Source organism: Thalassomonas sp. RHCl1 (genome assembly GCF_947387555.1).
Taxonomy (GTDB): domain Bacteria; phylum Pseudomonadota; class Gammaproteobacteria; order Enterobacterales; family Alteromonadaceae; genus Thalassomonas.
The window spans coordinates 49,473-64,941 of the sequence record NZ_CANDNZ010000016.1 but is presented as its reverse complement, the minus strand read 5'-3'; the positions used below and the strand labels follow the sequence as shown (position 1 = coordinate 64,941).

3 protein-coding genes (1 of these 3 running past the window's edge) are annotated in these 15,469 nt (G+C 50.7%); all 3 read left to right on the top strand.

Features of this window, described 5'->3' with window-relative positions:
- Tightly spaced (each overlapping or abutting the next), the 3 genes in view from QL234_RS27540 to QL234_RS27530 form a layout consistent with a single transcriptional unit that may run on beyond the window.
- Positions 1-1,387: the final stretch of a non-ribosomal peptide synthetase gene (locus QL234_RS27540; RefSeq protein WP_281560968.1), read on the top strand. Its footprint begins 11,321 nt before the window's first position; 1,387 of the gene's 12,708 nt are visible here — the last part of the coding sequence; its start codon lies beyond the left edge, outside the window; its stop codon occupies positions 1,385-1,387.
- Positions 1,384-14,505, top strand: coding sequence for a non-ribosomal peptide synthetase (locus tag QL234_RS27535; RefSeq protein ID WP_281560967.1), 13,122 nt, complete (start codon positions 1,384-1,386; stop codon positions 14,503-14,505). The genes QL234_RS27540 and QL234_RS27535 overlap by 4 nt, the downstream gene beginning before the upstream one ends.
- A complete protein-coding gene (locus QL234_RS27530; RefSeq protein ID WP_281560966.1) occupies positions 14,492-15,469 on the top strand; it encodes a TauD/TfdA family dioxygenase in 978 nt (325 codons plus the stop codon). Before QL234_RS27535 ends, QL234_RS27530 begins: the two co-directional genes overlap by 14 nt.

Below are 15,469 nucleotides of genomic sequence, written 5' to 3'. Positions count from 1 at the left end.
GGTCAACACCCTGCTCGATATCAATGCCCGGTATGATGTTACCGACAAAGACAAGGTGTTGGCGGTTTCGGCGCTCAGTTTTGATTTATCGGTATATGATATCTTTGGCCTCCTGGCCGCCGGCGGCCAGGTTATTTTCCCACATGACGAACTTGCCACAGACCCCGGACACTGGCTGGAACTGACCGAAGCCGAGCAGGTTACGGTTTGGGATACGGTGCCGGTATCAGCCGCTTTACTGGTGGAGCAACTGGATATGCAAAAACGCATCAGCAGTGCTCCTTTAAAGCTGGTGATGATGAGTGGCGACTGGATTGACCCTGGCCTGCCGAAACGTTTATGGGATGCTTTCCCCGGCGTGGTGACTTATAGCCTGGGAGGGGCAACGGAAGGTTCCATCTGGTCCATCAATTACCCCATCACGGAAGATACCGGTGGCCGTAAGTCTGTGCCTTATGGCAAGCCGTTATCTAATCAAAGATTTTATATCGTCAATCAGGACTTGCAGCTAAGCCCGGTTGGCGTTCCCGGTGAGTTATGTATCGCAGGCGATGGCGTTGCCCGCTGTTATTACGGCGATGAAACCTTATCCGCTGAACGCTTTGTCTATCACCATGAGTTGGGGCAAAAGCTTTACCGTACCGGTGATTTGGGCAGGTACCTCAGCGATGGCAATATCGAATTTATCGGACGTGCCGATCATCAAATTAAGATCCGTGGTTTCCGCATCGAGTTAGGAGAAATCGAGCAGCAGATAACCGCCTGTAAGGAAGTCGAGTCTTGTGTTGTCGCCGCCCGCACCGATAGCGGCGGAGAGAAGTACCTGGTTGCCTGGGTGATTGAAGATAACCAGGAAAGCAGTCCCGAGCAATCAGGCAAGGGGGAGCCGGCAGAACAAGACCCCGGACAAAGACAGCAATTCCTGGCCCGGCAGCTGCGTTCGCAGCTGCAGCAAAACTTGCCGGAATACATGTTACCCACTTTTTTCGTGTTTACAAAACGCTGGCCGTTAACCGCCAACGGCAAAGTTGACATGAAATCCTTGCCCGGTTCGGAGCATTATGTGATGCCCGCCTTATATCAGGCGCCAGAAACCGAAGAAGAGCAGCAACTGTTGGAGATCTGGGCCGAACTGTTGGATATCCCAGCAAAAAAAATAAGTATTGCCGCTAACTTCTTCGAACTGGGGGGACATTCGTTACTTGCAATACGTATGGTCAGCCGGATGGAGGATGTGTTCGGACAAAAATTAGCCCTGCGTCAAGTTTATAACAATAACACTATCAAAGCGCTTGCACAGATAATTACCAGACAAAAAGCCCTGCAGCTTGTGAGCGATTCCTTTGAATCAATGGATGAAGATGAAATAGAGGAATTTTCATTATGATGAAGATAGAACAACTGATCGATTTGCTTTTAGAAAAGAAGATCCTGCTTAATGCCAACAATGGTGAGCTGTCAATTAAAGCGGCCAAAGGCGCGTTAACCACAGAGATCAAAAGCTTACTAAAAGAAAACAAGCAGGCGCTGTTGGCCTATCTAACGGATGAAATCGCGACACCGGCTGCCAGGCAAAGTGACATTGAAAAGCTGCCCCGCTCACCAGAAGCGGGTATGGCGCTGTCATTTGCACAAGAGCGGCTTTGGCTGCGGGAGCGGGTATTGGGATCGGCCTCGCAAAACAAGCTGCAAGCTGCGTTTAGGGTCAAGGGGGTCTTTGATCTTGATGTCGCCGAAAAGGTCTTTACCGCCATCATAAAGCGCCATGAACCGCTGCGCACTGTGTTTAAAGAAGAGCTCAGTGAGCCGTTGCAATATGTCCGGGAGCGCTTTGATTTCTCGATAGAACGCCATGATCTCTTGTCCCTGTCCGGCAAGCAACAGGAGCAGGCCGTCGGCGAGCTAATCAGCAATAACGGTAAAATCCCCTTTGATTTAAGCTCGGATTTAATGCTGCGCATAGCCCATATTGCCTTGGCAAAAGATGAAGCCGTGCTGCTGTTTAATATGCATCACATTGCCTCCGACGGCTGGTCGGTGGGCATCTTGGTCAAAGAATTTATTGAAGGCTACCAGGGGCTTGTTTCCTCTACTCTGTTTGCCCCGGCTGAGCTGGATATTCAATATGCCGATTTTGCCCATTGGCAAAGACAATGGAGCCAGAGTGAAGCAGCGGCCAAACAGCTTGACTACTGGCAGCATCAGCTGGCAGATGCCCCTGAGCTTCATGCCCTGCCCATGGATTTTGCCCGTAAGGACAAACGCCTGGATAGCGGCAGAACGCTGTCACACAAGCTATCGCCTGAGATCAGTAACACCCTGAGTAAGCTGGCGAAAGAGCACAATACTTCACTGTTTGTGCTCTTGCATGCCATGTTCAGCCTGTTGCTGTCAAAACAAAGCAATTGCGATGATATCGTGCTTGGCACCCGTAGTGCCAACCGCACCCGTAAAGAACTTGAGCCCCTGATAGGTTTCTTTATCAATACCCTGGTGCTGCGCACGCACAACCGGTTTGAGACCTTTGCCGAGCTTGTTGCGCATGTTAAACAGGTCAACCTGGATGCCCAGAGCAACCAGGATGTTCAGTTTGAGCAATTAATCGAACGCCTGGCTATTAACCGTAGCTCAAGTTACGATCCCCTGGTACAAATCCTGTTTACCATGAACACCAATGAGGTCGATGATTTGTCCCTGCCGGGTATCGCATTTTCGCCGCTGGCATCCGGGGAGCCTTTGGGGCGTTATGATTTAAAAATCAATGCCAGCGAAGAAGCTGATGGTATATTGATTAGCTGGGTGTACGACTCGGCCTTGTTCTTAGCCGAAAGTATCCAGGCCCTGCATCAGCGCTTTGAGCGCTTAGTTGCAGCCGTTACCGAGCCGAAGGAAGCATCGCTGGCGGATATAAACCTGCTAAGCGAAGATGAATTGCATCATTGGCTGCATACGGTCAACGATACCCGGGAAGACTACCCTAAGCAGCAACTGTTGCATGAGCTTATCCGCTCACAGGCGGAGAAAACCCCGGATAACATCGCCTTAAGCTGCGGAGAGGACACGCTGTCATACCGCCGGCTAATGTCGGTTAGTCAGCGTCTGGCCGGGTTTTTATTGGAAGAAGAGCTGGGTGATGGTCAACGTATCGGTTTGCTGTTGCCCCCCGGCGTGGAAATTGTTGCAGCTATGCTTGGCTGCCTGCAGGCTGGTGCCTGTTATGTGCCTTTGCTGGCCAATCAGGGGCAGGACAGATTGGAGCAGATCATCAAGGATGCCGGGATAGAATTGGTGATGACCAGCGAGCGCCAGCTTGCCCAATTGCCTTTATCCGGGGTCGAAGTGATGTTGTTGGACGATCTGGCAAGCAAGCTGTCATGGTTATCCGGTTATGAAGAGACTTTTGACGAGTTGGCCGGCGATATCAAGCTGGATTTACAGTCTTCTGCTTATATTATTTATACCTCAGGTTCAACCGGCACCCCCAAAGGGGTTGATGTCAGCCATCTTGGCTTGCTCGATTATTGCCAGTTTGCCAGACAGCATTATTACGGCGATGTCCAGGGCTCAATTGTTGCCACGCAACCGGCTTTTGATATCACAGTCCCCGCCTTATACCTGCCGTTATTAACGGGAGGAAATGTCCAGCTGCCGGGGGATGAAGAGCCCCTTACGGTGCTGGCAAATGCGCTTCAGGCCCAAGAGGGCAAAAATTACCTGCTGCGGCTAACCCCTATGCATGTGCAGGCTTTGCTTGAGCTGTTGCCGCCAGATAACCGGACTGAGCAACATGTGTTTGTTATCGGGGGGGAAAGTTTTGCCCCCGACACCGCCAGAGCGCTGCAAAGCCGTTTCCCTGAGAGTCAGGTTTATAACCACTACGGTCCATCGGAAACCGTGGTGGGCTGTACCTTGTTTGACGTAACCGCCAATATCGGAGAGTTAACCGATATTATCCCCATCGGCCGTCCCATGAAAAATACCTGCGTATATGTGCTGGACGAGCAGATGCAAGCTGTCCCTCCCGGCGTCCCCGGAGAGCTGTTTATCGGCGGTAACGGTGTGGCCAAAGGCTACCTGGGCCAGGCTGAGCTTACCGCCGAGAAATTTATCCCCAACCCTTTCGCCCCGGAAACTTTCCCGCGCCTTTATCGCAGCGGCGACCTGGTGCGCTGGAACCGATGTGGCCAGCTGGAATATCTGCAACGTAAAGATAACCAGGTAAAAATAAGCGGATACCGGATTGAACTGGGGGAGATACAACATCATTTGCTGCAACACCAGGCTGTGAAGTCGGCATTTGTCGCCCTAACGCCGACACAAGGCAATACCGCCCCTGCCATTGCCGCCTGGGTTGTGCCCGGGGATAAAAATAGCCTGGAAACTCCGCAAGAGTTAATACACGAGCTTAAACAAATACTTAAAGGTAAGCTGCCCGATTATATGCAGCCTGCTTATATGATGGCTTTACCAAGTCTGCCGCTCAGTGCTAATGGTAAAGTCGCGGTCAAAGCCCTGCCCCGGCCCGGCAATGAAAACACCGACGACCTTGCTGCCCTGAAACCGGCAAGCAAAGTGGAGCATTTTGTTCATGATATTTGGCAAAAGGTGCTTAATAAACCGGTTATCAGCAGGCAAGATAACTTCTTTGAAATCGGCGGTAATTCGCTGTTGGCAATCCGGGTCATTAACCAGATCCAGCAAGCAATGGATGAAATTATCCATTTGGTGGTGATGTTTGACCAGCCGACGTTAGCAGACTTTTCCTGCTACCTTGAAAGCCAGTATCCGGATGCCCTGCTGCGTCTAAACCTGTTGAGCGGGCATAACACAGAAACCGGGCAGCCAAGTGCTGACTTTAATGTGACCCTGGAGAGTCCGGATTTTATCCAAAAACTGATGCCTGTGGTGCCGACACCACCGCCGCCGGGACGGGGTAAAAACCCCAAAGCGGTATTTTTACTGTCTCCGCCAAGATCAGGCTCTACCCTGTTGCGTATCATGCTGGCGGGACATCCTGAGCTTTTGGCGCCGCCGGAATTGGAGCTGTTACACTTTGATACCCTGGCGCAGCGCCGGCAGGCCTTCTCCGGCCGCTATAAATTCCGCCTTGAAGGTACAATCCGGACCCTGATGGAGATCAAGGGCATAGATCTGTCCCGGGCGCAGGCGATGATGGCAGAATTTGAAGCCTCAGGCATGACAGTGCAGGACTTCTATCAGTATCTCCAACAGTCGGTATCACCGGCGCTGCTGATTGATAAAACCCCTTATTATAGCTATCACCCGGCATTTCTTCAGCAGGCGGAAGACTTGTTTGAGGATGCCCTGTATATCCACCTGACCCGTCATCCTTACGGTATGATCAGCAGTTTTGAGAAAGCGCAGATGGATCAGGTGTTATTTATTAACGAGCATGATTATTCTACCCGTCAACTGGGTGAATTGTTCTGGCTCAATTCACACCAGAATATCAGCAACTTTTTGCAGGGCATACCAAAAGAGCGGCAAATTCATGTCTCTTATGAATCCCTGGTATCAAGTCCTGAACCTGTGATGCAGCAGTTATGTGACTTCCTCAAGGTGGACTTTCACCAGGCATTGCTCAGCCCCTATGATCAAAGCAGCAAACGTATGACGGACGGTGTGCATCAGGTGTCCCGTATGCTCGGGGATGTGAAATTCCACGGCCATAAACAGATCGACAGCCGCTCGACCCATGCCTGGAAAGAGAAACTCGATCACGATTATTTAAGCGATACCGTATGGCAGCTAGCCGAGTCCCTCGGTTATAAACGCCTTGAGCAAGGGGAACTTTCTAAGACAGGTAAAAACAAAAACCGGCAAGTTATTGCTGCTGTTGATAAAGCCGAACGTTTGCCCTTGTCGTATTCGCAGCAACGCCTCTGGTTTATCGACAAGCTTCACGGTGCCAGTCCCCAATACAATATTCCGCATGCTTTGCGGATACAGGGCAAGTTTGAGCCACAAGTTGCCGAGCAGGCGATAGCGGCGCTGATCCAGCGACACGCCATCTTGCGCACCGTGTTTTTGGAAGATGAACAAGGCCCGAAACAGGAAATCAGAGAACAAGTTGCTTTCACACTCGGCTGTCACGATTTGTCGACCCTGCCCCGGGATAAGCAAATTGCTGAAGTCGAGCAATTGGTTGCCGCGGATGCCCGCAAGGCATTTGATTTATCCGGTGATCTTATGGTTCGGGCAAGCTTTGCCCGTCTGGCCCCGGACGATGGCGTACTGTACTTGTGCATTCACCACATCGCCTGTGACGGCTGGTCGATGAGAATTCTTATTAATGAATTCTCAGTCCTCTATCAAAGCCTGTTACAGGACAAGCCTTCTCCCCTGCCCGAACTGCCCATAGGTTATGCCGATTTTGCTGCCTGGCAAAGGGCGAGGTTACAGGGAGAGCGCTTTGACAACATGTTGCAGTATTGGGATCAACAACTCGCCGATATCCCCAATTTACATAGCCTGCCTCTGGACTTTACCCGTGGCAAAGAGAAAAGCATACAAGGGGACATAGTGCGTCAAACCTTGCCCAGTGAAACGGCAAAGTCGCTGCAGAAACTGGCGCAGGATCACGAAATGACCAGTTTCATGCTGTTACAGGGCATGCTCAGCCTGGTATTGTCCCGTCATGCAAATAATCACGATATTGTTCTGGGCACATCGGTTGCCAACCGTATTCATACCGAGCTTGAGCCCCTGATCGGTTTCTTCATCAATACCTTAGTGCTGAGAGTCAATACAGAGCACAAAAGCCTGGGGCAGTATTTGGCCCATGTCAGAAAAGTTAATTTAGACGCACAGGCCAACCAGGAAGTGCCTTTTGATCAATTGGTGGACCGGTTAAACCTGGAGCGAAACCCTGCCTACAATCCTATTGCGCAGATTGTGTTTTCAATGAATACCCTGCAAGAAAGTGAACTGGCATTGACCGGGCTGAAAATTTCCTCTTTTGGCGAGCAGGATCCGCTGTCAAAGTCAGATATCCGTATCCGCGCCTTTATCGGCGAATCCGGCCTGGAAATCAGTTGGCTCTACGATAGCTCTTTGTTCACCCGCGAGCATATTAAACAGCTGAGTCGGCATTACTGTACGCTGTTGCAAAGCCTGACAGAAGTGACACAGCCAATTAATGCCTTGCCTTGCGACGAGCTAATCATGATGACGGAGCAAGAGCAAAAGGCCCTGGTCAGGGATTTTAACGCCACCGAGCTTGAGTTTGACGATAAGCGTATGTTGCCGCAGGCAATCGCGGCACAAATTGCATCGGCGCCCGGGCAAATTGCCGCCAGCTGCAACGGTCAATCCCTGAGTTATCAAAAATTGGGTGTGCTTAGTGCAAGAATAGCCAACTATATGCGCGAACATGGCATCACGGCAAATGACAAAGTGGCTATCCTGTTACCGGGCAATATCGATATGCTGGTGGCCATGGTTGCTGTTTTACAATCCGGCGCCTGTTATGTGCCTTTGCTGCAATCGCAGGGACAAGCCCGGTTAAACAGCATTATCAGCGACGCCGATATCAAGTTAGTGATCACAGACACAGACTTTCGTGCCGATCAGGTAAAAGTTTTGCCTATGAGCAATGCTGTCAGCCAAGACGACTGGTTAGCAGGTTATGGCGACACATACGATGCCGCTGCGGTGGCGCCGGACGCCGGTGCTTATATTATTTATACCTCGGGTTCAACGGGCACACCCAAAGGGGTTGAAGTAACGCATCGTGGTTTACACGACTATTGTCAGTTTGCCTTGACCAGCTATTATCACCAGGCAAACGGCTCCCTGGTGGCGACATCACCCGCCTTTGATATTACAGTACCCAGCCTGTTTCTGCCGCTGATGACCGGCAGCATGGTTAATTTGTTCGATCAGCAACAGCCGATTTCCGCCATCGCCGGCAAATTGATGGATGACAGTACCAAGCACTGGCTATTGCGCATGACCCCCATGCATGTCAAAGCCTTGCTGGAGCTGTTTACCGGTGACTTATGTGCCGGAAAACACACTTTTGTTATCGGCGGGGAAAAATTTGAGGCCGATTTGGCACAAGCATTACAGAGCAAGTTCCCCAACAGCCAGATATATAACCACTATGGACCGTCTGAAACCGTTGTCGGATGTACCTTGTTTGATGTTACCGCCAATATTGACCAGCTTAACGATGTTTTGCCCATAGGCCGGCCAATGGCCAATACCCAGGTTTATGTGATGACTAAGCAGGGGCGACTCGCGCCTAAAGGGGCGGTAGGTGAACTCTACATTGGCGGACATGGCGTGGCCAAAGGTTATGTCAATCAGCCGGGCCTAACCGCTGAAAAGTTTGTCGCCGATCCGTTTAAGCAAAGTATCACCGGCAAGTTATACCGCAGCGGCGATCTGGCTTGCTGGAATGAAAAGGGCGAGCTTTTATATAAAGGGCGTATCGATGAACAAATCAAACTGCGGGGTTTTCGTATCGAACCCGGTGAAATCGAACACGGCATAAAAGAGCACCCGTCAATTAGAGATACTGTGGTGGTGGTTAAAGCCGATGGCGAAGGTATCTCACAGCTGGTGGCTTATTTGGTAATAAAGCCGGGTCAGGCGTCAGCTGCTGATGTTACCACCGCAGTTAAGCACAGCTTAACGGAAACTTTGCCCGACTACATGGTACCGACATGTTTTGTGCCGCTGGAGGCTTTGCCGTTAAGTGCTAACGGTAAAGTGAATAAACGTGCGTTACCGGAGCCTGATGCTGCGTTGCAAGACCAAACGGTTAATGAGTTGCCGCGCAATCCGCTTGAGCAATTTGTTTATGAAGTCTGGCAGAAAGTACTGCGCAAAAAAGAGATCAGTATCAACAGCAATTTCTTTGAGCTGGGGGGGCACTCCCTGCTCGCTATTCAGGTTATCAGCCAAACGCAAAAATTATTGGGGGAAATTGTCCATGTGGCGATTATTTTTGATCATCCGGTACTGGCGGATTACACCGCTTACTTGCAGAAGCACTATAGACAAGCTTTGCTCGATAAAGGTTTGATGACGGCAGAAGATGCTGCAAAACAGACAAGCGAAGAGAAGGGCTTTGTGCTGGAGCAGACCATACTGGATCATTTCAGGACATTAATCCCGTCAACGCCGACCTTAACATCCCCTGCTAAAAAGCCGGGTAAAGCGGTCTTTTTGCTGTCCTCTCCCCGCTCCGGCTCAACCCTGCTGCGGGTCATGCTGGCAGGCAACTCGCAATTGTTTGCGCCGCCGGAGTTGGAATTACTGCAATACGATACCCTGGCCGACTGGCGGGCGGGTTTTGACGGGCGCTTTAAGTTTAGAACCGAGGGGGTATTGCGTGCTGTGATGGCTGCCAAAGGTGTCGACCTTGAACAGGCCCAAGCCCTGGTGAGTGAGATGGAGCAAAAAGGCATGAGTGTCGGTGAATTTTATTGCCAGCTCCAGGACTGGATCCCGGGGCGCATCCTGGTGGATAAAACCCCTTTTTATTCTTACCATCCGGACATCCTGCAACAGGCGGAACAGCTGTTTGAAGAGGCGCATTATATTCATTTGACCAGGCATCCGTATGCCATGATCAACTCCTTTGAAAAAGCGCAAATGGATCAGATCCTGCACTTGAAGCAACATGACTATACTACCCGTCAACTGGCGGAAATTGTCTGGACAAACTCGCAGCAAAACATTCTCTCTTTCCTTGAAACCATACCCGGGGAAAGGCAACATCAAATTGCTTATGAGGGCATGCTGGCTTCACCGCAGCAAGAAATGCGCAAACTGTGCGATTTTATCGGGGTACCTTATGAGCCGGCCATGACCAACCCTTATGCAGAGGACGCCGGCCGGCAAAGAATGACCGACGGGGTGCACTCGACGTCACGTATGATAGGTGATGTTAAATTCCACACTCACAAGGGCATAGACACAAAAGCGGCTAGTGCCTGGAAGCAGGTATATCAGGAAGACTTCCTCAGCACGCAAACCTGGGGTACGGCAAATGCCCTGGGTTATGAAAACGAACTGGCGGGTGAAAGCACGAAAACAAGGGCAAGCGATAAGGATTTGGTTATCAGGCCGGTGACTGATCGCACAAAGCTGCCGCTCTCTTTTGCCCAGCAGCGTTTATGGTTTATCGATAATATGCTCAACGGCAGCCCTCACTATACCAACTTTAAAGTATTAAAGGTTAAAGGAGACTTTAACCTTGATGCGGCAGAAACGGCAATGGCGCGCATTATCCAACGCCATGAGTCGTTAAGAACCGTTTATAAAGAAACCAGTGAAGGGCCTGTACAGCTGATCAGTGACAAGGTGGCATTTGCCATCGAAAGACATGATGTCGAAAATCTCACTGCAGACGAACAAAAAGTACATATCAAGGCACTGCTTAAACAAGCCGGTCAGCGGGTGTACGACCTGTCGAAAGATTTGCTGCTTAATATGGGCTATATCCGCTTAAGCGATAATGAAGGCATACTCTGGTTAAGCAACCACCATATTACCTCCGACGGCTGGTCGGTAGGGGTACTGATCAAGGAATTTGTTGCCCAGTACCAGGCAGCAAAACAGCATCAAGGAGATCCCCTGCCGCCACTTGAAGTGCAATACGCAGATTTCGCCCATTGGCAGCGCAATTATCTTAAGGGAGAAATCCTGGAGCGGCAGTTGGCCTATTGGCTCGAGCAATTAGCCGATATCCCGGAGCAACATGCTATCCCGTTGGATAAACCAAGGCCCCAAGTGAAAAACCACAATGGCGACAATGTGCAAAGTCAGTTGCCGCCGGCGTTATGTTCGGGGTTGAAGCAATTGGCACAGCAGCAGGGGTTAACCTTGTTTATGCTGCTGCAAGGTGCATTGGCACTGATGTTATCCCGTAACAGCACCAGCAAGGACATTGTTATCGGTTCGCCTATGGCTAACCGCACCCATGCCCAGATAGAGCCCTTGATCGGCTTTTTCGTCAATACCCTGGTGCTCAGGACCAATACCGATTTTGATAATCTGGATGACTACTTGCAGCATGTCAGAAAAGTGAACCTGGATGCGCAAAATCATCAGGATATTCCTTTTGATTATCTGGTTGAGCACCTCAGTGTCGGCCGTAACCTGTCTTACACCCCGGTGTTTCAAATCGTCTTTAATATGGGCGCCAATGAGAAAAAAGATATCGACATTCCCGGTCTGCAATTCTCCAACCTGGGGCGTGATGACACTTATGTTAAGTTTGATCTGCAAATTATCGCCCAGGAAGGCGATGAGGGGTTGTTTATCTCCTGGTTATACGATACCGCCATTTTTAACCGGGACAGAATAGAGAATTTCAGCCAGCAGTTTGAACACTTGCTTGCCCGTATGGTTGAAGCACCGCAAGCACCATTGCGGCAAATCACCGCCCTTGGAGCAGCGCAAGTTAAGCAACTGCTTAGTGATTTCGCCCCCGGGCCTATGGCTACAACCCAAGCGTGCTTTTTACATCGTCACTTTGAAACCCGGGCGCAGATAAACCCGCAAGCCACCGCCGTGATATGTCAGGGGCAGAGACTCACCTTTGGTGAGCTCAATGCTGCTGCAAACCGCCTGGCACATTATCTTTGCGCCGAATTTGGCAAAACAAGTGCCGCAAACCCTGTTAATGTCGGGGGGGGAGCGGACTTCCCACGTCTTGGTTTGCTGCTCGAGCGCAGTATCGATACCCTGGTCGCTATCTTAGCCGCACTTAAAACCGGTATTGCTTATGTGCCGGTAGATGTAAATGATCCCAAGTTACGCCAGCAGCAAATCTTTGCCGATGCGGATATTAAGCTTTTGCTTATCCATAGCAGCCAGGCAGATAAAACCGCCGGCACCGGGGTGGCTAAGCTGGTCTTGGATGATGAAAATACCCGTCGTCGTTTGTTGGAGTATTCAAGCGATAACCTTATGGACGTGGAAAACAGCAAAGACCAGCCTGCCTATATCATTTATACCTCAGGCTCCACAGGCAAGCCTAAAGGTGTCGTTAATAGCCAGGGTAATTTGCGTCATTTCTACCACGGCTTTAGCGAGCAGCTGTCTCATTTTGAGTCAGTACAGCAAAGCCCCTGGTTGTGGAATGCCTCATATGCTTTTGATGCCTCTATAAAAAGCTTGGTTGCCTTGGCAAGCGGCCGCCAGCTGGTGCTGGCCAGCCAGGATGAAGTCAAAGACCCCGGGGCTTTGGCGGGGTTAATTGCCCGGCACCAAATCCAGGTCTTTAACGCCCAGCCCCTGCTAATGGAATATATCCTGCCCAAGCTCGAGGAACTGGGGTTAAATATCAATCTGATTGTCAGCGGCGACAAGGTCAGCCCTGAACTTTGGCAACGAATTGGCAATTACTGCACGCAAAGCGGCACGCAAGCCATTAACGCTTATGGCCCGACCGAAACGACGGTTAATGCCAGCTATGCCCTTATTGATTCACGACAAAGTGTCAACATCGGCCGTCCTATGCTCAATACCCGGGCTTTCGTCCTGGATCAGGCGTTGCAGTGTGTACCAAAAGGCGCCGTGGGTGAGCTGTATGTCGCCGGTGACGGTGTTGCGCTAGGTTACCTCAATCGTGAGCAATTAACCGATGACAAGTTTCCCCTTTTAACTGTGGCAGAGAAGGTTCGTGCTTTTGCTACCGGCGATCTGGTTCGTTACTTAGCGGACGGAACTCTGGAGTTTATCGGCCGTGTTGATAATCAGGTCAAGATCCGCGGTTATCGCATAGAAGTGGATGAAATCACCTCAGTGCTCAATAGCCTGAGCCAGGTTGAAACCGCTCTGGTGTTGCCTGGCCTGGAGCAGGATGTCACCCGTAAGCTGGTTGCTTACCTGGTATTGACTGAGCCTCAGAGCCGGGCGGAGCAGTTGGCTGGCATTCAATCCGAGCTCGCAAGCCGCTTGCCTGATTTTATGTTACCGGCACAATACCTGGTCTTACCTGAAATGCCTGTGACCGCAGGCGGTAAACCAGATGTCCGGGCCCTTTCCCAGACTAAGCCTGAAGTCTTGGCATTATCCTCTGAGAATGCTGGCACAAGCACGGCGAAGCCGATGGCAGAACAGGTGAATACGGCTGCAGAGGGCAGTGATGACGTCGAACAGCAGCTTGGGGAAATCTGGTGTGCCATTTTGAATATTCCGTCTGTGGCTGCAAAAGACGACTTCTTTAAATTGGGAGGTCATTCTTTGCTGGCCATGAAACTGCTGACAGAAATTGACAGCAATTTCGGGCTTCGCCTCAGCGTACTTGAGTTGTTTGATAATATCACCCTGGGGGCTCAGGCCGGACTGATCCGCGCCAAAATGCCGCAACTTGCAGGGCAAGAGCCGGCAGCTCAGACAGACTCAGCCGATAAAGAGACCATCACCGTTGAAATAAGAAAAATCTGGCAACAGCTGCTGCAGCTGGAACAGATATCGGTGGAGGATAATTTCTTCAAAGTCGGAGGTCATTCCCTGCTTGGCATGAAGTTGATGCGCGAGCTCAGTCAATGCTTCCAGGTCTCGCTGGTGGTCAGGGACCTGTACCTGAATTTGACCCTGGGGGGTCAAGTTGACTTGATCATGGAAAAATTATCACAGCAACAAATCTCACCGGTGCAAGCACTTGATGATGGCTTTACCCGGGCGGTTAAACAAGCGGGTAACTGTATCCTTAAACTCAATGAATCCGGAGGGCAGCGCAATATCTTCTGTTTGCATTCCCGTTTGGGCAGCGCCCTGGTTTATTCAGATCTGGCGGGTGAGCTAAGCGATATTGCCAGCTGTTATGGCTTACAGCCTCCCTACATCTATACGGATGACTACCCGACCAGTTTCACTGAGCTTGCTGCCTTCTACATTCGTTTAATGAAACAGGTTCAGCCTGCCGGGAAATATTACCTGCTGGGTTATTCACTTGGCGGCAGTCTTGCCTATGAAATTGCCGCGCAACTGCAGGCCCGGGGAGATGAGGTGGCCTACCTGGGGATTTTGGATACCACGCCGGGTAAAAAAGGCAATCTCGCCCTGAACGACCCCTGGTATTTGCCGCTGCAAAAAGCCCACCGTGACTTTGCCGACTTTAGCTTCGACAACTGGGAACTGTTGGCGAAGTTTAATGAAGAACAAGGTATAGAGGCGCTTGAACGTGAGCTGATAAACCAGGCTGTGGTGATTGAAGGTATAGAAGCACACCAGCTTAAACGTTACCTGAAGTATTTCTGTGAAATCGCCCGGGTGCGCAGCAGACATGTGCCGCCAAAAACCGGCATCGACATAGATTTATACCAGGCAGAAACAAGGGAACAGGGAGCCCGTGAAAACCGCAGCGAACTGTTGGACTGGGATCTGGTGACATCCGGAGAGATACGTTTGACCTTGGCCCGGGGCAATCACAGCAGCATCCTGATGCCACCAAATTGCCAGACACTGGCCAAAGAAATAGCACAACAAATATTAAAAGGGGAAGCAAATGAGCACAGCTGAAATGACTGACGCGATCGAGATCAAGCGGTTTTGTGGACTGGATATGCTGGTTCAGGTTGAACAAACCGGCATCAAGCCGCTTGATTGGGCTCAAGAGCACGGTGAGGCCATCGAGCAATGGTTGCAAAGTAAAGGCGCACTGCTGATCCGGGGGCTTGATCTTGCCAGCAGCCGTCAGTTTGGCAAGTTGCTCAGCCAGCTGTTTTCAGGGGAGCTGCTTTCCTATAATTTGCGCTCAACCCCCAGGACAGAGTTGCGCGGCAATATCTATACCGCGACTGAGTACCATAGCGATCAGCTCATTGTACAACACAATGAGCAAGCCTATACCAATGTCTGGCCTATGCGCCTGGGGTTTTTCTGCATGTTGCCGTCGGCTGAAGGCGGAGAAACCCCCATTGCCGACAGCCGGATAATTTTAAGCAAAATTCCACGGGAAATTCGTGAAAAATTCGCTGCCAAAGGCATTATGTATGTGCGTAACTTTTCTGATATCGACCTGCCATGGCAGGAGGTTTTTAACACTCAAGACAGGCAGGAGGTTGAAGCCTACTGCCACGAACATGATATTGAATTTCAGTGGTTAGACAACGGCGATTTGCGCACAAGGCAGATACTTCCCGCTATCTGTAAACATCCAGTTACCGGGGAGGAATTGTGGTTTAACCAGGCGCATTTGTTTCATGTTTCCACCCTGGAGCCGGCCATTCAGAAAGAGTTGCTGAGTTCGCGTGGTAAAGAGGGACTGCCCCGCAATACTTACTTCGGCGACGGCAGCGAAATTCCCGATGAAACCGTAAAAATGATCCGCGACATTTATCAAGAAAACAAAATCGCTTTTGTGTGGCAAAAAGGCGACATCCTGTTATTGGATAACATGCTCTACAGTCACGGCCGGGAGCCGTTTAGCGGCGAACGCAAAATCCTGGTGGGGATGGCGCACGCATTCCAGAACAAGGGATAA

Excerpts from the sequence above, each read along its gene's own strand:
- QL234_RS27535 (WP_281560967.1), top strand. The coding sequence starts at position 1,384 with ATGATGAAGATAGAACAACTGATCGATTTGCTTTTAGAAAAGAAGATC.
- QL234_RS27530 (WP_281560966.1), top strand. The coding sequence starts at position 14,492 with ATGAGCACAGCTGAAATGACTGACGCGATCGAGATCAAGCGGTTTTGT.